This is a genomic window from Mesorhizobium sp. M0306 (assembly GCF_040321655.1).
Classification (GTDB): Bacteria; Pseudomonadota; Alphaproteobacteria; order Rhizobiales; family Rhizobiaceae; genus Mesorhizobium.
The window spans coordinates 219,356-237,143 of sequence record NZ_JAMYRY010000006.1; the positions used below are offsets into that span (position 1 = coordinate 219,356).

General features: G+C 64.4%; 23 protein-coding genes and 1 pseudogene. 10 read left to right on the forward strand and 14 right to left on the reverse strand.

The window, feature by feature from the left end; genetic code table 11:
- Positions 1–31 precede the first annotated feature (31 nt).
- Together NKI95_RS12510 and NKI95_RS12515 are read right to left on the reverse strand one after the other, a co-directional pair.
- Positions 32–991, reverse strand: coding sequence for a prohibitin family protein (locus NKI95_RS12510; protein ID WP_352717059.1), 960 nt, complete (start codon positions 989–991; stop codon positions 32–34).
- Positions 992–1,113: 122 nt separating this feature from the next.
- A complete protein-coding gene (locus NKI95_RS12515) occupies positions 1,114–1,284 on the reverse strand; it encodes a hypothetical protein (RefSeq protein ID WP_352717061.1) in 171 nt (56 codons plus the stop codon).
- A gap of 122 nt (positions 1,285–1,406) precedes the next feature.
- Here NKI95_RS12515 and NKI95_RS12520 point away from each other — a divergent pair, with 122 nt between their 5' ends.
- From NKI95_RS12520 to NKI95_RS12540, 5 genes and pseudogenes are all read left to right on the forward strand, one after another.
- The gene (locus tag NKI95_RS12520) at positions 1,407–1,661 is read left to right on the forward strand and encodes a hypothetical protein (RefSeq protein ID WP_352717063.1); all 255 of its coding nucleotides are present in this window, start codon (positions 1,407–1,409) and stop codon (positions 1,659–1,661) included.
- Positions 1,658–1,965: pseudogene (locus NKI95_RS12525) on the forward strand (hypothetical protein). Before NKI95_RS12520 ends, NKI95_RS12525 begins: the two are co-directional and overlap by 4 nt.
- 11 nt (positions 1,966–1,976) lie before the next feature.
- On the forward strand, positions 1,977–2,159 hold the full coding sequence (locus tag NKI95_RS12530; RefSeq protein ID WP_023675702.1) for a DUF3606 domain-containing protein: 183 nt from the start codon (positions 1,977–1,979) through the stop codon (positions 2,157–2,159).
- A 216-nt stretch (positions 2,160–2,375) separates the two neighbouring features.
- The gene (locus tag NKI95_RS12535) at positions 2,376–2,558 is read left to right on the forward strand and encodes a hypothetical protein (protein ID WP_245274654.1); all 183 of its coding nucleotides are present in this window, start codon (positions 2,376–2,378) and stop codon (positions 2,556–2,558) included.
- Between the two features lie 45 nt (positions 2,559–2,603).
- Positions 2,604–3,215 carry a hypothetical protein gene (locus NKI95_RS12540; RefSeq protein WP_352717064.1) on the forward strand — a complete coding sequence of 204 codons (612 nt, stop codon included), beginning with the start codon at positions 2,604–2,606 and terminating at the stop codon, positions 3,213–3,215.
- Positions 3,216–3,230: 15 nt separating this feature from the next.
- Here the strand turns inward: NKI95_RS12540 and NKI95_RS12545 are convergent, their stop codons facing one another.
- A complete protein-coding gene (locus NKI95_RS12545; protein WP_352717065.1) occupies positions 3,231–4,136 on the reverse strand; it encodes a S1C family serine protease in 906 nt (301 codons plus the stop codon).
- Between the two features lie 259 nt (positions 4,137–4,395).
- On the opposite strand from NKI95_RS12545, the gene yghU reads away from it, so the two are divergent.
- Positions 4,396–5,283 carry a glutathione-dependent disulfide-bond oxidoreductase gene (gene yghU, locus NKI95_RS12550; RefSeq protein WP_352717067.1) on the forward strand — a complete coding sequence of 296 codons (888 nt, stop codon included), beginning with the start codon at positions 4,396–4,398 and terminating at the stop codon, positions 5,281–5,283.
- On the opposite strand, the gene NKI95_RS12555 is transcribed toward yghU, so the two are convergent.
- The 4 genes from NKI95_RS12555 to NKI95_RS12570 form a co-directional block, all read right to left on the reverse strand.
- Positions 5,280–6,107 (reverse strand): hypothetical protein, encoded by an 828-nt coding sequence (locus NKI95_RS12555; protein WP_352717069.1) that lies wholly within the window; start codon positions 6,105–6,107, stop codon positions 5,280–5,282. The genes yghU and NKI95_RS12555 overlap by 4 nt on opposite strands.
- A 305-nt stretch (positions 6,108–6,412) precedes the next feature.
- On the reverse strand, positions 6,413–6,667 hold the full coding sequence (locus NKI95_RS12560) for an exopolysaccharide production repressor protein (RefSeq protein WP_352717071.1): 255 nt from the start codon (positions 6,665–6,667) through the stop codon (positions 6,413–6,415).
- A 150-nt stretch (positions 6,668–6,817) separates the two neighbouring features.
- On the reverse strand, positions 6,818–7,963 hold the full coding sequence (locus NKI95_RS12565) for a KamA family radical SAM protein (protein ID WP_352717107.1): 1,146 nt from the start codon (positions 7,961–7,963) through the stop codon (positions 6,818–6,820).
- 218 nt (positions 7,964–8,181) lie between these two features.
- Entirely contained in the window at positions 8,182–8,346 is a 165-nt protein-coding gene (locus NKI95_RS12570; RefSeq protein WP_352717073.1) for a hypothetical protein, read from the reverse strand.
- 124 nt (positions 8,347–8,470) lie between these two features.
- Between NKI95_RS12570 and NKI95_RS12575 the strand changes: the two genes are divergently transcribed.
- On the forward strand, positions 8,471–8,902 hold the full coding sequence (locus NKI95_RS12575) for an SAM-dependent methyltransferase (RefSeq protein ID WP_352717075.1): 432 nt from the start codon (positions 8,471–8,473) through the stop codon (positions 8,900–8,902).
- A gap of 63 nt (positions 8,903–8,965) precedes the next feature.
- Here the strand turns inward: NKI95_RS12575 and NKI95_RS12580 are convergent, their stop codons facing one another.
- The 3 genes from NKI95_RS12580 to NKI95_RS12590 all read right to left on the reverse strand — a co-directional run bounded on the left by NKI95_RS12580 (position 8,966) and on the right by NKI95_RS12590 (position 12,367).
- Positions 8,966–10,588 carry an ABC-F family ATP-binding cassette domain-containing protein gene (locus tag NKI95_RS12580; RefSeq protein WP_352717076.1) on the reverse strand — a complete coding sequence of 541 codons (1,623 nt, stop codon included), beginning with the start codon at positions 10,586–10,588 and terminating at the stop codon, positions 8,966–8,968.
- Positions 10,589–10,750: 162 nt separating this feature from the next.
- Positions 10,751–11,302, reverse strand: coding sequence for an isochorismatase family protein (locus NKI95_RS12585; protein ID WP_352717078.1), 552 nt, complete (start codon positions 11,300–11,302; stop codon positions 10,751–10,753).
- Positions 11,303–11,461: 159 nt separating this feature from the next.
- Positions 11,462–12,367, reverse strand: coding sequence for a LysR family transcriptional regulator (locus tag NKI95_RS12590; protein ID WP_352717109.1), 906 nt, complete (start codon positions 12,365–12,367; stop codon positions 11,462–11,464).
- Positions 12,368–12,467: 100 nt separating this feature from the next.
- Between NKI95_RS12590 and NKI95_RS12595 the strand changes: the two genes are divergently transcribed.
- The 3 genes from NKI95_RS12595 to NKI95_RS12605 all read left to right on the forward strand — a co-directional run bounded on the left by NKI95_RS12595 (position 12,468) and on the right by NKI95_RS12605 (position 14,008).
- A complete protein-coding gene (locus NKI95_RS12595) occupies positions 12,468–13,208 on the forward strand; it encodes an SDR family oxidoreductase (protein WP_352717080.1) in 741 nt (246 codons plus the stop codon).
- A 34-nt stretch (positions 13,209–13,242) separates the two neighbouring features.
- Complete coding sequence (locus tag NKI95_RS12600; RefSeq protein ID WP_292656388.1) at positions 13,243–13,446, forward strand: tautomerase family protein; 204 nt, start codon at positions 13,243–13,245, stop codon at positions 13,444–13,446.
- Between the two features lie 97 nt (positions 13,447–13,543).
- A complete protein-coding gene (locus tag NKI95_RS12605; protein WP_352717082.1) occupies positions 13,544–14,008 on the forward strand; it encodes a GFA family protein in 465 nt (154 codons plus the stop codon).
- A 37-nt stretch (positions 14,009–14,045) separates the two neighbouring features.
- Here the strand turns inward: NKI95_RS12605 and NKI95_RS12610 are convergent, their stop codons facing one another.
- From NKI95_RS12610 to ku, 4 genes are all read right to left on the reverse strand, one after another.
- Entirely contained in the window at positions 14,046–14,816 is a 771-nt protein-coding gene (locus NKI95_RS12610) for an exodeoxyribonuclease III (RefSeq protein WP_352717084.1), read from the reverse strand.
- Positions 14,817–14,825: 9 nt separating this feature from the next.
- Positions 14,826–15,470, reverse strand: a complete 645-nt coding sequence (locus tag NKI95_RS12615) for an alpha/beta hydrolase family protein (protein WP_352717086.1) — start codon at positions 15,468–15,470, stop codon at positions 14,826–14,828.
- A 214-nt stretch (positions 15,471–15,684) separates the two neighbouring features.
- A complete protein-coding gene (locus NKI95_RS12620; protein ID WP_352717088.1) occupies positions 15,685–16,779 on the reverse strand; it encodes a tetratricopeptide repeat protein in 1,095 nt (364 codons plus the stop codon).
- Positions 16,776–17,690, reverse strand: a complete 915-nt coding sequence (gene ku, locus NKI95_RS12625; RefSeq protein WP_352717090.1) for a non-homologous end joining protein Ku — start codon at positions 17,688–17,690, stop codon at positions 16,776–16,778. Before ku ends, NKI95_RS12620 begins: the two co-directional genes overlap by 4 nt.
- Positions 17,691–17,788 lie beyond the last annotated feature (98 nt).

Consider the following 17,788-nt stretch of genomic DNA (forward strand, 5'->3'; position numbering starts at 1 on the left):
CCTGATCTGGTTTGCGCCGCGGCGCCGCGCCTCAGTTCGATGCTGTGGCAGGCGTGCTGAGTTCGAGGAACGGCACTGTCGAACCCGGGATCATCGACTTCGGCAATTCGCCGTTCCATCTCTCCGCCTTGGTCAGTTCGACCAGCAGCGGATTGTTGGCGATTGCGGCGGCGCGAGCCTTGATGGCGCCCGCGGTCGCATCGCCTTCGACCCTGGTCTTGTAGGCGCTGGCCTCGGCTTCGGCCTTGACGCTGTCGGCGCGGCCCTTGGCCTGGGTGACGGCGATGTCGGCCTTGATCTTTTTCTGCTGCAGGTTCTGTTCCTGCTTCTGCACCTCGACCTGCGCCGTCATCCTGGCTTCGACCGCCTGCTCGTAGGCGTCGGAGAAGTCGATGTTCTCGACCTGCACGCTGTCGATCATCACCGGGCCGTCGGTTACCGCCGCAATGGCGTCGGCGACGTCCTTGTTGAACTTCGCCCGGTTCTGGATCACCGACACCGCGTCGTACTGGCCGAACACCGTCTTGATCTCCTGCGGTGCTTTCCTGGCGATGACACGGTCGGCCAGTGCCTCGATCGATCCATAATTGGTGTAGACGTTGCTGACCTCGGCTGCCGGCACGTGGAAGTTGACGGTGACGCGCATGTCGGCCGGCTGCTGGTCGCGCGAATAGGCCTGCATGGCCGGCAGGCCGCTGCAATCGTTCTGGTTCTCGCAGCCCCATTTGAGCACCTGCTGGCGCAGGCTGATCTTCTCGACGCGCTGCAACCACGGCAGCTTGAAATGCAGTCCGGGATCGACGACCGAACTCAGCGCTCCGTTGGTCAAGAGCACGCCGCGGTCGCCCTGGTCGATCGTGTACCAGGATCCAAACAGCGCAAAGACGCCGAGCGCCACGATGAGGAGTGCGATCAGGCCGGAACCGATCGACCCCGATGCCGTCCCCGGCTTGCCCTGCGGACGGCCTGAACTGCCTTGCGTTTCGGTCATTGCCCCACCCCAACCTGATTGCCCGTGCTGCTTTTGCCCACAATAGTGGCGGCATTGCAATCCTCTGGACATGGAAGGACCTTCGCGCCGGCCTGTCGGACCGGCGGGGTGGTTCAGGCTGGCTAGCGGATTTCCCCTGCAGCCGCAGCGCCGGGTTGGTAGGCGTTGCCTGGCGTCTGCTTCTGCCGTTCGGCATCGCTTTTGCGCTTCGGGCAATCCTCGTAGTCGTGGTCGCGCCTGCCGCAGTAGGAGCAGCATTTTGCCGGCGCGTCGGAGCGAAGCATCGTTGGCATGCACAAGCATGCACGAAACCCGACAGATTGCGAAGGCTTGCGCACCGGCAACGTCGTTTTTCGCCACGGAACCGCTGCCGCCGCATGAAAGTTATCTGCTCATTGCAACCGGAGCACAGGACATGGCCGACGACCCGAACCGCTACGAGACCGGAGCGAGGAAATATCCGGCAAAGACGAGCCCCGACGCGGCCGACGAATTCTCGCAGGATGCGGCCGGCAACAAGCCACCTCCCGGCGGCATGGGATTGACTAGGCCGGCTGACGATTTCGACGACAAGACCCGGCATTCGGAGGGCCAGAACCCGCCGCGCGCAGCGATCCGGCCAGACGACAAAGCTACGGTCAAGAAGCCCGGCAAGGACGCAAGACGATGAACGTCGCCAATCTCCAGTCGAAGGACTGATGATGGCGATCGCGGCAGTCAACAACGCGCTGGTCCACAAGGGCCTGTTATCGGTCGACGAGGTCGACATGGCGTTGCGCCGGGCCGAGGCGGCGATGACCAGCGACGAGCGTCTCTATGAAGACATGTCGCCGTCCAACCGCGACGCCGTCTGCTTTCCGCTCAGGCTGCTGCAGGCGGCCAACAATGCCCGGGGTGAAACCGGCGTGCCATCCTTTGGCGAACTGGCCAGGATGGTCGGCCGGACCAAGGAGCCCTATAACGACCAGATGTGATGGAGGACGCCATGGCCGACGACAAATCCAAGACCAAGCAGGATCGCAAACTGGTCTCCGGCGAAGAGCCTTACGAGGTCGCTGCCTTTGCCCGCAAATACGGCATACCGCAAAGCGAGGCCGCAACCATCATCAAGCGGTACGGCCCCTCGAGGAGGAAGCTCGACGCGCATATGGCGAGCCGCAACGCCTGATCCACGTTTGGCGGCCGCCGCCGTTCAGAAGCGTCCCTGCCCTGCCGCCTTGTCGAGAGTATCTGCACCGTCGGTCGTGCCCTGTCGGGTTCGCCCTGCAGGATTCAACGCCTGGTTTTGACAGCCGCGGAATACTCTCGCGGCGCAACAACTCATTTACCTCGACGCTGTACCAGTCCGGTGAGCAAAGCCGGGGGTCGGATGCAGGAACAATTATTGCGCTACGAATGTGTCATGGAGCCGAACGGCCGATGGATGGTGTGGGACATCGTTCACGATCTGCCGGCGCAATTTTCGGAAATCGCGCTGATCGGCCTGAGCCGTCGTGAAGCGGTTTCGCTCTGCCGGCTGCTCAACGAGACGAGCCGTTCCGAGACGCGGCAGAGCCGGGCCTCCTGAGAAGCGCGTGCGTCTCAGGCCTGCCCAGGCTCAGGGGATTTTTACATGCGATCGACAATATTCGGTCTGATCCTGTTGCTGCCGGCCGCCGCCCTGGCGGAGCCGATCGAGACCCAGAAGATCATCACGGCGGCGACCGGCGACTGGAACGGCGATGGCGCCGCCGATCTGGCGATGATCGTCCAGACCGAGCCCGGCCATCCCATGGACCTGCATTTGTTCCTCAGGGATCGCGACGGCAATTTTCTCAGACCTGCCGGGGTCGTGCATGAACAGATCTACGGCGAATGGAAGGATTACGACCGGCCGGGCCCCGCCACATCCGACACCGAGCCCGAACTCACCGCGCTCCCCAACGGCTCGATCAAGCTCTATATTCCGGCGATGGAGATCGGCAGCGAGCGGACCAACAAGACGCTGACGCTCGCCTGGCGCAACGGCACGTTCGTCGTCGCCGGTTTCGCCTACGAGTATTGGGATTACATGGACGACAATGTTGCCGGCGACTGCGACTACAATGTGCTGACCGGCAAGGGCAAAAGCAGCAAGAAGCTGGCAGACGGCACCACCAGGCAAGCGACCGTATCGGTCGAAGGTAAGGTCATCCCATTCGCGGAATGGACCCCAGGCACTGGCTTCAGCGCTTGCGGAGAGTGAGGGGTTTCGGTTGCCTCACTGCAGCGGCGGCTTCCACAGCAGGCTGTTGCGATCGGCGGACTTGACGCGCAGCCAGGTTTCGCGGCCATCGCGCAGCACCCGGAGCGGGATCTCGGCACCCGCCGGGCCGCTCTTCCAAAGCTTGCGATAAAAATCGGCAAGCCCGTCGACCGCCGTGTCGCGGACATCCGAGATGACGTCGCCTTGGCGAAGGCCCGCCTGGGCGGCCGGACCGCCCTCGGCAACGCTCATCACCACGACCTTGCCGTCGCTCTCGGCCGAGAAGGCGCCGAGCCAGGGCCGCGGCGGCCCGGCGACCTGCCCGCGGGTCAGCAGATCGTCGAGGATGGGCGGCAGAAGATCGATCGGCACCACCATGTTGATGTCGGCGACCTCGCCGTTGCGGCTCATCTGCAGGCGCAGCGAACCGATGCCCAGCAGCCTGCCATCCGCGCCGATCAGGCCGGCGCCGCCCCATGAGGGGTGAGCCGGCGCCGTGAAGATCGCCTCGTCGAGCAGATATTCCCAATAGCCGGCGAATTCCTGCTTGGTGACGATCCGCGCCCGCACGGAGCGGCCGACGCCGTCGGCGAGCACGACGGGATCACCGATCTTCGCCCTGGACGCATCGCCGAGCGCAATGGCGGGAAGCCCGAGCGGCGCCAGCGCCTGCACCAGGCCGAAGCCCGATTCCTGGTCGTAGGCGAGCGCATGGGCGGGAACCACGCGCCCGTCCTGGTCGGCCAGCCAGACCTCCTCGGCCTCGGTGATGAGATAGCCGATGGTGAGCACCAGCCCGTCGCCGCGGATGACCACGCCGCTGCCTTCGCGGCGGGTGCCCAGCGCGTCTGCCGTGAAGGCGTCCTCCGGCACGGTGGCTCGGACGGCCACGATGGATCGCAAAAGGGGTTCGATATTCATGCTTTGGTTCCTGGCGATGTTCGCAGGCTGATATGGGCTATAGGTATGGCGCAGGTGATCAGGCGCAAGAGGCGGCGCCGGCTTTAGCGTGGACCGGCGCCGCGCCGTTCGCGCCGGGGTTTTGCAACTGCGCCGGCAGCCCTATCTGTACCTACGGCTATCCGAAGCTGCCCTATGCAAAGTTCCTCCGCCATTACCCAAGTTGATACCTGATATCCTCCCCAATCCTCCCAACCCAATCTTTCCAAAGGCCTCCCAAATGAACGACTACACAACGGACCAATACACGCCGCCAAAAGTCTGGACCTGGAACAAGGCAAACGGCGGCGCTTTCGCCAGCATCAACCGGCCGATCGCCGGCCCGACGCATGACAAGGAGCTGCCGGTCGGCAAGCATCCGCTGCAGCTTTATTCGCTGGCGACACCGAACGGCGTCAAGGTGACGATCATGCTGGAGGAGCTTCTGGCGCTCGGCCACAGCGGCGCCGAATACGACGCCTGGCTTATCAGGATCAACGACGGCGACCAGTTCGGCAGCGGCTTCGTCGAGGTCAACCCCAACTCCAAGATCCCGGCCATGATGGACCGCAGCGGGAAAAAGCCTGTCCGCATCTTCGAATCCGGTTCGATCCTGCTCTATCTCGCCGAAAAATTCAGCGAATTCCTGCCGACAGAGCAGCCGGCTCGCGCCGAGACCCTGTCATGGCTGTTCTGGCAGATGGGCTCGGCGCCCTATCTCGGCGGCGGCTTCGGCCATTTCTACGTCTATGCGCCAACGAAGATCGAATATGCCATCGACCGCTTCGCCATGGAGACCAAGCGGCAGATGGACGTGCTCGACCGGCGCTTGGCCGAAAGCGAGTATCTCGGCGGCAGCGACTACACGATTGCCGACATTGCGGTGTGGCCCTGGTATGGCGGGCTGGCCAAGGGCCGCATGTACGAAGATTCCGGCGAGTTCCTGCAGGTTGAGCAGTACAAGAACGTGCAGCGCTGGGCCGACGCCATCGACGCGCGCCCGGCGGTCAAGCGCGGCCGCATGGTCAACCGCACCTTCGGCGAGCCTTCGATGCAGCTGCACGAGCGCCATGACGCCAGCGATTTCGAGACGAAGACGCAGGACAAGCTCGAGGCGGCCAAAAGCTAAGCCGACGACGCGCCGATCTCCCGCCTTGTAGGGGAGATCGGCAGCTTCGGCCGACTGCTCAGGCTCGCCTCCACCGCCGCCATCCGCAGCCGGTCGATATTGGCCAGGAATTTCTCGTCGAGCTTGTCGAGGTGCTTCCAGTACATGCCGTCCTCGAAGAAATAGCCGAGTTCCTTCTCCATCCTGTCGGCCTCCTCCGCCCGATCGAGCCGCAGCCGGGCAAGCATCTCCGCCTTCATTTCCGAAAGTTGCGAGGAAGAAAGCGCGCCGAGTTCGTCGAGCGTCAGCCGCGGGAAGATCAGCCGGCTGCTCGGCAGATCGGATAGATTGACGCACGGGCAGCCGCGCCGGAGCGCATGGATGAGCAGGCGGGCCGACTTCGCCTCGAGGTTGCGCAGCGTCACGTCGTTGCGCAAAGGGTCGGCCCGGCCGACGCCGTAAAAATGCGTGTTGCCGGGCTGATCGTAGATCATGTCGCAGCCAAGGAATGCCAGCACGTCCGGCTTCTGGCTGTGGATCGTCCAGTAGGCCGCCGTCATCGACATGGTGCCGCCGGCATAGACGAAGCCGCCAAAGCTGTTTTGCGCCGGCACGTAATGCGAGGCGCTGAATATCTGCGCCTGCTGCAGGGGATCGCCTTGCGGCATCCGCTCCGCCGGGAAATCGCCGGCATGGACGAGGAAATCCCAGTCGGGGCGCACGCGCCAGGCATTGTTGATGGCGACAATCTTGCCGAAGGCCTGCTTGGGCCAGGCCGCGCAGCGCACCACATCGGGCGCGCTGCCGATCAGCAAAATCATGTTTGGCGTTCCGTCGGTGGCCATCATCCCCTCTTCGACCGGCCGACGCGCACCTCGATGCCGCACGGTTGAACAGCTTTATAGCCCTCAACGCCCCATCGAAAACACCAGCCGGATTCACAGGCCGACCAGCAAAGGACCGTTGCCCGCCGATTGTAAACTGTCGCCTCAGGCACAATCGTACAAGCGGCAGCCAGGTTTTCCCGCTAGCCCAAAACCGACGATATGAGTTGGGCGATATATATTAGTTGACTAAACTAGCGGAACGTCCAATGCACATTCCCAGAACCGAACATGTCCTGTCTAGACCATGATATCTATATGGGACATTACTGCCTAAGCTGAACGCGACCTCGACGGTTCGGCGGCACAGCCCTCAGACGCCGCGGCTTTGCCGCCGCGTTTTTCGCCCCGGATCCGTAGATCAACCGGACGACGAATAGGAAATATCCAACTTGCATGACGATCAAGGTCAAGATCGTCCAGGCCAGCGTCTTCCAGATTGAACCCGTCGCAAAGTAAGCCGAGATCGCAACGATGGACGATGTGGTGGTCAGCCCCACCAGGAACTGTGGAAAGTTCATGACTTTTCTGCGCCGCCCCGGAACTCGCAACAGCCGGGACGAACTCCCCTAACCCATTACCCCGAACCAACGTTTTCACCATTTTAGCAATTGCGCAAGCACCAAATAGAGCAGCAGTTAACGCATGCTTCCGTGATTAAGGGCCGCATGTCACGTCATCAAGGTGGGCTGGCTTGGACGGCGGCTGCGCGTCCCCTCCTCCCCAACCAGCTCTCCATACTCCCTCACCGCCCCATCAAGCCCACGTATTCGCCACGTCTCCCCTTCCCGCGCCTCAAGATGGGACGGGCCGAGCGGCACTTTCCCTCCGCCGTCCGGCAGGTCCAGCACGTAGACGGGATTGCAGATGCCCGACAGGCGCGCCCGCAAGGCGCTGGCCAGCGCCTGGCCCTCGGCGATCGTGGTGCGCCGGTGCGCCATGCCGCGCGCGAGGTCGCCGTGGTGCAGGTAATAGGGTTTGACGCCGAGGCGGTACATCAGCTCCCGGCACAGTTCCTCCAGCACCTCGACCGTATCGTTCACGTCTTTCAGCAGAACGCTCTGGTTCATCAGCACGAAGCCGCCCTGCCTTAAAGTACGGCAGGCCCGCTCGGTCGCCTCAGTGATCTCCCGCGGATGGTTGAAATGGGTGACGACCGTGACCATCAGCCGACCCTGCAGGGCTTGAACCAGCCCGCCGGTGACGCGCGACGGCAGCGCGACGGGCACGCGGGTATGAATGCGCAACAGCCGCACATGCTGGATCGCCTCGACTCGGGCTCGGATTTCCGCCAGCGCTTTGTCCGGCAGGGACAGCGGATCGCCGCCGGTCAGGATCACCTCGCGGATTTCCGGACGGGACTCGATATAGGCGAAGGCCGGCTCCAGCGCCTCGCGCGAAAAACCCCGGCCGATCGACGTCAGCGACTCCTTACGAAAGCAGAACCGGCAATAGACCGCGCATTGATAGGTCGGGAACAGTAGAACCCGGTCGGCATGGCGATGCGTCAATCGCGGTACCGGACTGAAGGCGTGGTCGGCGATCGGATCGTCGAGTTCGCCCTCCTGCTCCCCCAGTTCATCGGGCGACGGGATGACCTGAAGCCGTATCGGATCGGCGGGGTCGTTCCAGTCGATCAGGTCGAGATAGGCCTTGGGAATGCGAACCTTGTGGCGCGTGGCCGCGGCTTCGGCCGCCGCGCGCTCGGCTGGCGACAGCGGCAGCGAATCCAGATCGCCTATATGCCGCACGCCCTCGCGAACATCGTCCTGCCATGCGGCATCCGCCTCGCGTGCGCGCTCGTCATCGGCTGTCATGCCGGCCGCATCAACCGCCATGCCGGCGTCGGGGATGTCGGGATGTGAGGTCATCGAGGCTCCTTGAAGTTCGGGCCGGGGTACAGCATTGGAGCCAGCACGTGAAGGCAATAAGCGGTGCTGGGCCGGTTGGAGTGCGCGGCCAGGAGCGGCGGCCGTCCACTGATCAGAAACCAACGTCCCGCATCGCTGACGCAAAACATTAGCTTGCTCTTATATTAGCTTGAGCGTATACACATAAACGACCGGTAATCTACCCCCCACCGGTTAGGCTCGGCGCCAGTTCCCTCCCTACCCCTCAGGTCAACGACGCCGGGCCGCTCGGGGTCCGCCCGGTCGCCCGCGGTCGAGACCGGATCGTCGACCTCTTCGATGTCGATCATTCCCCCCTCCTCAACCAGTACCCAAAACACCAGCTGAACACATCGGCAATGCCCGCGCCTCTCGGCCTTCCCGTCGCCGGCCGCGGTCGCTAATCTCGGATCGCGAAAAGCTGGAGAAGCGGAAATGGCGAACGATTTGTCGCCAAGGCTTTTGGCGATCATCAATGCGCTGCCCCTGCGGCCGGGCATGCGAGTGCTGGAGATCGGCTGCGGACCGGGTGCTGCAGCGCGCGAGATGGCGCGCCGGATCGGCGGCGGGCACGTGCTGGCGATCGACCGCTCGGCCAAGGCCATTGCGCAGGCCGGGGCCGCTTCGCGCGCCGAGATTGCGGCAGGCCGGCTGAGCCTTCGCCAGATCGCCATCGAGGATTTCGAGTTGGAGGCCGACGAGAAGCACTTCGACATTGCCGTTGCGGTGCGCGTCGGCGCGCTGGACGGGCGTCATCCCGAAGCAGGAAAAATTGCCCTGCAACGGCTCAAGGCGGCGTTGACCGCGCAAGGCCGGCTGTTCATCGATGGCGGCGATCCGCTGCGCGAAATTGCGATACACGGCTGAGCAGAGCTCGATCGAACGCCACGCGCTTTAGGCGACGGGGAGTGGCAGAGCCGAATCTGTGTCTCAGCTCCGCAGCCCCGGCGCCTCCTGCCCGGTGCGCTCGACATATTCGGTATAGCCGCCGCCATAGGTTTGGATGCCCTCGGGCGTCAGTTCCAGCACCCGGTTCGACAGCGCCGCCAGGAAATGGCGGTCATGCGAGACGAACAGCATGGTCCCCTCGTACTGCGACAGTGCCGTGATCAGCATCTCCTTGGTGGCGATGTCGAGGTGGTTGGTCGGCTCGTCCAGCACCAGCAAATTGGGCGGGTCGAACAGCATCAGCGCCATCACCAGCCGCGCCTTCTCGCCGCCCGACAGCACGCGGCATTTCTTCTCGATCTCGTCGCCGGAAAAGCCGAAGCAGCCGGCCAGCGCCCTAAGCGGCGCCTGGCCGGCCTGCGGAAACGCATCTTCCAGTGTCTGGAACACGGTGCGCTCGCCCTCCAGCACTTCCATGGCGTGCTGGGCGAAATAGCCCATCTTGACGCTCGGGCCGCGCGCCACCGTGCCATTGTCCGGCTCGGAAGCGCCAGCCACCAGCTTAAGCAGCGTCGACTTGCCGGCGCCGTTGACGCCCATGATGCACCAGCGCTCGCGGCGGCGCACCTGAAAATCCAATCCCTCGTAGACCGAGCGGCTGCCATAGCCCTTGTGCACGTTCTTCAGCGTCACCACGTCCTCGCCGCAGCGCGGCGCCGGCTGGAAATCGAACGACACCTTCTGGCGGCGCTTGGGCGGCTCGACACGGTCGATCTTGTCCAGCTTTTTCACCCGACTCTGCACCTGGGCGGCATGCGAGGCACGTGCCTTGAAGCGCTCGATGAAGGCGATCTCCTTGGCCAGCATCGCCTGCTGGCGCTCGAACTGCGCCTGCTGCTGCCGGTCGGCAATCGCCCGCTGCTGCTGGTAGAATTCGTAGTTGCCGGAGTAGGCAGTCAGCGAGCCGCCGTCGATCTCGACGACCTTGTTGACGATGCGGTTCATGAACTCGCGGTCGTGCGAGGTCATCAGCAGCGCACCGTCATAATTCTTCAGGAACTGCTCCAGCCAGATCAGGCTTTCCAGGTCGAGATGGTTGCTCGGTTCGTCGAGCAGCATGGCGTCGGGCCGCATCAAAAGGATCCTGGCCAGCGCCACGCGCATCTTCCAGCCGCCGGACAGCTTGCCGACGTCGCCGTCCATCATCTCCTGGCTGAAGCCAAGGCCGTCCAGCACCTCGCGAGCACGCCCATCCAGCGCATAGCCGTCGAGTTCCTCGAAGCGGTGCTGCGCCTCGCCGTAGCGGGCGATGATCTCGTCCATCTCACCGGCGCGATCGGGGTCGCCCATGGCGTGCTCGAGCTTGCGCATCTCGGCCGCCACTTCGCTCACCGGCCCGGCGCCGTCCATCACTTCGGCAACGGCGCTGCGGCCTTCCATGTCGCCGACATCCTGGCTGAAATAACCGATGGTGACGCCGCGATCGACCGAGACCTGGCCCTCGTCAGGCTGCTCCTCGCCGTTGATCATGCGAAACAGCGTCGTCTTGCCGGCGCCGTTAGGCCCGACCAGCCCGACCTTCTCGCCCTTCTGCAAGGCGGCGGAGGCTTCAATGAAGACAATCTGCCGGCCGTTCTGCTTGCTGATGCTTTCGAGACGAATCATGGTTTCCCGGGAAAGGCCAAAGGAGAGGTCCCGCGCCAATACGCGATAGGCCGCGCTTGCGGAAGCCCGCAAGTGGCGAGGCGCCCCGCGCCAAATTGTCTGAACCCGCCAGTTTCTTCCCGGCTGGATCAGGCTTTGACGGCGTAGGGATGAGCCGGCGAATCAGCTATCGGTAAGGGCCTTTGTCGTCGCCAGCTTGACCCCGGCGGCGGCAAATGCCGCATTGTGCCGGGCGATGATCTCCGCGGCGGTCTCGCTGGTGGTGTCGAGCGTGCTGTGAGCGTCGGAAATCACGGTGACGCCCAGGCCCGCTGCAAAGGCGCCCTTCACCGTGGCCGCCACGCAAAAATCGGTCTGCGCGCCGATCAGAACGACCTCGCCGGCGCCCTGCCCGACCACCCATTCTGCAAGCGCGGCATTGCTGAACGCGTCGCCGACACGCTTGGCGAAAGTCGGCTCGTCCTCGGCCTGGCCGAGCGCCGGCCACACCGGCCAGCCCGGCTCACCCGGCGCCAGAGGATCGCCCTGCGGGCCGTCATGCCTGATGAAGGCGATCTTGCGCCCGCTGCGCCGTGCCCATTCGATCAGCGCGCGGGTGCGGGCAACCATGCCATCGGCATCATGGATCGGCGGTTCGGCGACACCGTCGAACATGCCGGTCTGAAGATCGATCACGATGAGCGGCGCAGTGGCCGCGGGGCTGGTCCCTGACATGGGTGCGAACATAGCGTGGGTGGTAGGCGGGTCAAGGATACTCGGCGCCGACGCTGAAGCCACCGATCTCCCCCCTTGTGGGGGAGATGTCCGGCAGGACAGAGGGGGGCGTGAAGGATCGCGGCCCTTCGCAAAGTAGCCGGCGGCCCCGGCGCACGATCACACCCGGCCCGATGTCCCATCCTCGCCAAAAATCCCGGTCACCCAGTCGATGAACACGCGTACCCGCGGCGCGAGCTGGCGGTTCTGCGGGTAGAGCGCCGACAGCGGTGTCGGCGACGGCGGGTAATCCGGCAGCACTTCGACAAGCGTGCCGCGCGCGAAATCCCCGGCGAAGCGGTAAAGCGGCGCCTGCACCAGGCCGAAGCCGAAGCGCGCCAGCTCCGCCATCGTGTCGGAGCCGTTGACTGTCACCCGGTTGGGCAGGCTGACATAGCGCAACGCACCGCCAACGGTGAATTCGAGCGGCATGACCTCGCCGGTCCGCGACGAGCGGAAGCCGACCATAAGATGGCCTTCGAGATTGTCGGGGGTTGCCGGCATGCCGTGTTTTTCGAGATAGGCGGGGCTGGCGCAGGTGACTTCGCGCAATGTTGCCACCCGCCGCACGATCATGCCGCTGTCGGCCTGTTCGCCGGAACGCAGCACGCAGTCGATGCCCTCGCGCACCAGATCGACCAGCCGGTCGCCGTCGCCGATATGCAGGTCGATCCCGGGGTAGCGGTCGAGGAATTCGGAGAGCCGCGGCAGGATGAAATGGCGGGCCATGAAGCCATGCACGTCGATCCTCAAAAGGCCCTGCGGCTGAGCCGATTGAAAGCCGGCCTCGGCGTCCTCGACATCGGCAAGGATGGCGAGGCAGCGCTGGTAATAGGCCTGGCCGTCTAACGTCGGCCTGACATGGCGCGTGGTGCGTTCGAGCAGCCTCACCCCCAGCCGCGCCTCGAGGTCCTTGATCGCCTCGGTGGCGGTCGATCGCGACATCGACAGATCGGCGGCGGCCGCGGTGAAACTGCCGCGCTCGATCACACGTGCAAGCAGACGCATCCGGTCGAGACTGTCCATCGCCATTGTTCGCCATATCCGAATGGTGTTGGCAAGTGCCGAGCGATTATCCCGCAGGATTTATCGCCTATTTTCAGCCGACAAGAATTGGAGAGCTGACATGACTACGCGGAATGGAAAGGCGGCGCTGGTAACCGGCGCCTCGAAGGGTATCGGCGCCGAAATTGCCAGAAGGCTGGCACGCGACGGCTTTTCGGTCGTCGTCAACTATGCCAGGGGCGCCGAAGCCGCCGAAGGCGTGGTGCGCGGGATCGAGGCGGCGGGAGGCACGGCGATCGCCGTCCAGGCCGATGTCGGCGATCCCAAGGGCGTGGCGCATCTGTTCGACGCAGCCGAGCAGGCCTTTGGCGGCCTCGATGTGCTGGTCAACAATGCCGGCATCATGAAGCTCGCGCCGATCGCGCAGATGGACGACGCCGGTTTCGAGCAGCAGATCGCGGTGAATCTCGGTGGCGTCTTCCGCGGCATGCGCGAGGGCGCAGGAAGGCTGCGCGACGGCGGCCGCATCATCAGCTTCTCATCCAGCGTGGTCGGGCTCTACCAGCCGACCTACGGCGTTTACGCTGCCACCAAGGCCGGCGTCGAGGCGATGACGCATGTGCTGGCCAAGGAACTCGGGCCGCGCGGCATCACCGTCAATGTCGTGGCGCCGGGGCCGGTGGCCACCGAGCTGTTCCTCGGCGGCAAGTCCGAGGCGCTGGTCGAAACGATCACCAGGATGATCCCGCTCGGGCGGCTCGGCCAGCCCGCCGATATCGCCGGCGTGGTGTCGTTCCTCGCCGGACCGGACAGCGGCTGGGTTAACGGCCAGGTGCTGCGCGCCAATGGCGGCACGGTCTGAATTTATCTCCATCAACCAACAGGAAATCGACATCATGCCGTTTGCAAACTTCAAGGTGCCTGAGCGCGCGCTGTCCGCCGGACAGAAGGAGGACCTCGTCCACAAGACCACAGCCCTGTTCGTCGAGATGTTCGGCGAAGGCGTGCGCCCCTACACGATGGTGCTGATCGAGGAGGTCGCCGATGGCGGCTACGGCCGCGCCGACGTGGTGTTCACGATTCCTGGGGGAAGGACGTGAAGCTGCCGATCTCCTCCCTCGTGGGACCGTCAAGGGGGAGATTGCAGCTTGCCGGTCGCGCGCTAGATCGCTGGCAGAGGCTAAGGCGAGGCCAGCGATGGACGATTGGAAGCTACCTTGGGACGGCGGTTGCCTATGCGGCGGAATACGCTTTCGCATCAGCGCGCCGCCCTTGCTGACGACGGCGTGTCACTGCACCGGCTGCCAAAAGCTGAGCGCCAGCGCGTATTCCTTGACCATCGCCGTGCCGAGCGACGGCTTCGCCATAACGCAAGGCGAGCCAGTGGTCGGCGGCCTGCACGGCCCGCACCGGCAACTCTATTGCCCGCATTGCAAGAACTGGATGTTCACGCGTCCGCATGGGCTGGACTTTTTCGTCAATGTTCGTGCGACCATGCTGGACGAACATCATTGGTATGCGCCTTTCGTCGAAGTCTTCACGTCGGAAAAGCTGCCCTGGGCTTCGACCGCCGCTACCCACAGTTTCGCTACGCAGCCCGACCTTAAGGGATACGCCCCTTTGATCGAGGCGTTCGCCCGCCAGGCGGCGCGGCCAACCTGACTGGTTGCCGCCCGAAGGCAGCGCCAGCCTCCGTGCCTCACTTCAACTCCACCCAGACCGGCGCGTGATCGCTGGCGCCGGTCTCGCCGCGCACGTCGCGGTCGATGCCCGCCGCTACCAGCCGGCGCGACAGCTTCTTGCTGAGCAAGACATGGTCGAGCCGCAGGCCGGCATCGCGCGGCCAGCGATTGCGGCGATAGTCCCAGAATGTGTAGAGCGTCTCCGTCGGGTGCTTCTTGCGCAGCGCGTCAAGCCAGCCCTGGTCGAGCAGCCGCTGGAACGATGCGCGGCTTTCCGGCTGCACCAGCGCGTTGTCGTCATAGGAGCGCGTCGGGTAAATGTCGCGCGGCTCGGGCACGATGTTGTAGTCGCCGGCCAGCACCACCGGCAGGCCGGTGTCGAGCAACTGCGCCGCATGCGCCTCCAGCCTCTCGTGCCAGGCCAGCTTGTATTGGAATTTCGGGCCGGGCTGCGGGTTGCCGTTCGGCGCGTAGAGCGAGGCAATAACGATGCCGTTGACCGCTGCCTCGATGTAGCGTGCCTGCTGATCACCGTCATCGCCGGGCAGCGCCTCGCGGGTCAGCACCGGCTCCGAGCCACGCGAAAGAATGGCGACGCCGTTCCAGGTCGGCTGCCCGACCCAAACCGCGCCGTAGCCGGCGGCCGCCAGCGCGGTGCGCGGAAACTGGGTCTGCCTGGTCTTGAGCTCCTGCAGGCAGGCGATGTCGGGTTTGGCGGCGGCCAGCCATGCGAGCAGGTTCGGCAGCCGGCTGTTGATGTTGTTGACGTTGAAGGTGGCGATCTTCATCGGCCTGCTTCAGCGCACGATGCGTTCGGTCCACGCCTTCACCGCATCAGCGAGCGTCTTCAGATGATCGGCGGTGGAGAAGCCGGAGATGTTTCTGCGCGGCTTCAGATCATGGTCGCCGTCTTCCAACCAGAAGATCTCGATTGCGTCGGACAGAGCATAGGTCGCGACCTCGTCTTTGGTCCCGAACTCGTCGCGCGTGCCCTGGAAGATCAATGTCGGCGTCTTGAGATCGGCGAGGTGTTTTGTCCGAAGCTGCGTCGGTTTGCCCGGCGGATGGAAGGGATAGCCGAGACACAGCAGGCCCGAGATCTCGCCCTTCGAAAACATCTCGTCGGCGATCATCGAAGCGACGCGCCCGCCCATCGACTTGCCGCCGATGATCAGCGGACCCTTCACGCCTTTCGCCCTGAGGTCGGCGATTGTCTTGACGTATTCCGGGTTAACCGTCTCGGCGCGCGGCGGCGGCTTGCGGTGGCCGTAGCGGCGGGCCGCCATGTAGTGGAATTCGAAGCGCGCAACGCGGAAGCCGGCCGCCGCGAGCGCTTTTGCCGTGGCAGTCATCGAGGGCGAATCCATCGGCGCCCCGGCGCCATGCGCCAGCAGGATAGTGATGGCGGCGGTGTCGGGACCGTCGAAGAGGAAGGTGGTCATGGGGTGGCCCACTTATGGAGGCCGCGTTCCGTCCCACCCCCCTCTGGCCTGCCGGCCATCTCCCCCGCAAGGGGGGAGATTGGATGTCGCCATCGCTTTCGCCAATCACCAACGTTGGAAGGCGGGCGGTAAGGAGAAGCTGCCGATCTCCCCCCTTGCGGGGGAGATGGCCGGCAGGCCAGAGGGGGGTGTTCAAGCGCGACCAAATGAAGCCCTAATCTGCCGACATCCGCGCCAGCTGCAAATCCACGAACTGTATCCCCTTGGCCGCCATACGCGCCCATTCGGAATTGGCGTCGAGCTCTAGATAGCGCACCCAGCGAAGCCGCGCCTCGGCGAGATTGCCGGCGTCGAACTCCAGCCTCGCAAGGTTGAACACCGCATCGGCGTACTTCGCATCCAGCGCGATCGCCTTGAGCAAATGGCGGCGCGCCGACGCCACCCGCCCCTCTTCGCTCATCAGCCCGGCGAGATTGAACCAGGCCTCGACGAACCCGGGATCGAGCTTTATCGCGCGGGCATAGTCGTGCGCCGCCTCCGCCGCGTGGCCGGCGGCGCGCAGGCAGTTGGCGAGGTTGAAGGCGGCGATGGCGTCGCTCGGGTCTATGGCCAGGCAGCGCTGGTAGAGTGCCGCGGCCTGCTCGTGGTCGTCAGCCTCTTCCGCCGCCTCGGCATCGGCAAACAGCTCTTCCAGCGTATCGTCATCCTGCGTTCCCAGATCGAACAGCAACTGGCCGTCCAGCTCGCTCTGGCCGCCTTCGAGATAGATCGCATCGGCCCGCCCGTGCTGTGAGCCGACGGCGAGCGACTTGGCGGTGAGCGAGGCGACCGGGCCCGAGCGGTGCACCGAGCGCGCAATCGCCCCCCATGAGGCGCCGCCGGCAACCAGCCCGGCATATTTGCGGGCGAGGATCAGGTCGCGAAAGGAGTAAGGTTCGGCGTCGTGCTCGAAGGCATCGAATAGCGACAAAAGGTCGAGATCCGCGCCGGTCAGCCGCGACTGGTCGATCAGCGACTGCCGCGACAGCGTCGAGGCTTCCGGCGCCTTCATCAGCCCGAGCAGGCGCAGGAAGCCGTTCTCGCTGACCAGCTTGCGCCCGGCTGCGCGCTCCGCAGCAGCGCGACGCTCGATCTCGCCATCGCCGGCTTTGGCGAGCAACATGCGGCCCAACACGACATGCGTGGTGCGCCGGGTGACGCCACGACGCAACTGGCCGTGCTGGCGCTCGACCTCGCGCGCCGCCAGCCTGAGCGGAAAAGCCGCCAGCGCGCCGACGATGCCGAAGACCGTGCCGGCGAGAGCCGTCACGCCTTGCTCTTGCCGACGGCTTTGAGAAGGTTCGCCTTGAGCGGGTTTTCCTTGGCCGCGCCGGCGCCGGCCTTGGCGGATTTCGCCGCAGGCTTAGCCGTTTCATCGGCCTTGCTCTTCGACTTGGCCGGCGGCTTGGCCGATTGCGACAGGCTCGCCTTCAGCGCATCCATGAGATTGATGACGTTGCCGCGCTCAGGCGCCGCCGCGATGATAGGCTTGTGGCCCTTGAGCTTCTCGCGGATCATCGTCATCAGCGCGATCTCGTAGCGGTCCTCGTAATTCTTTGGATCGAAGGTGGTTTCCTTCTGCTTGATCAGCGCTTCGGCCAACTGCAGCATTTCGGGATCGGGGTTTCCGGCCGGGATATTGCCGAAATATTCAGTCGTGCCACGCACTTCGTTCGGATTCCTCAAGGTGCAGACGAACATGCCGTTCTCGCGCGCGCCGATCGTCACCACGCGCTCGCGGCTGGACAGCACCAGGCGCGCGATCGCCAGCTTGCCGGATTTGCGCATCGCTTCGCGCAGCACGGCGAAGGTCTCCTCGGCCATTGCGCCGTCCGGCGCCAGGTAATAGGGCGCATCCTGATAGATGACGTCGACCGAATGCTCGTCGACAAAGGCCTCTATGTTCATCGTATGATTGGATTCGATACGCACCGCATCGAGATCGGCGTCCTCGATGATGATGTATTGCTTGTCCTCGTATTCGTAGCCCTTGACCAGGTCCGAGCGCTCGACCAGCCCGAGTTCGGGGTCGACCGGCTTCATGTTGATGCGATTGTGCGTCTTCTTGTGCAGCTGGTTGAAGCTGATGCGCTCGCTGGCGCTCGTCGCCGGATAGAGCCGGACCGGACAGCTGACCAGACTGAGCTTGAGGTAACCTTTCCAACTTGCCCTGGGCGCCATGAAATACTCCTATGCGGCCTTGTGCTGTCGAACTGTTCGCAGCGTTCATTCGTCCGGAGGACGAACGGGGCTGCCGAAATCCTACATTGCCCCCTACA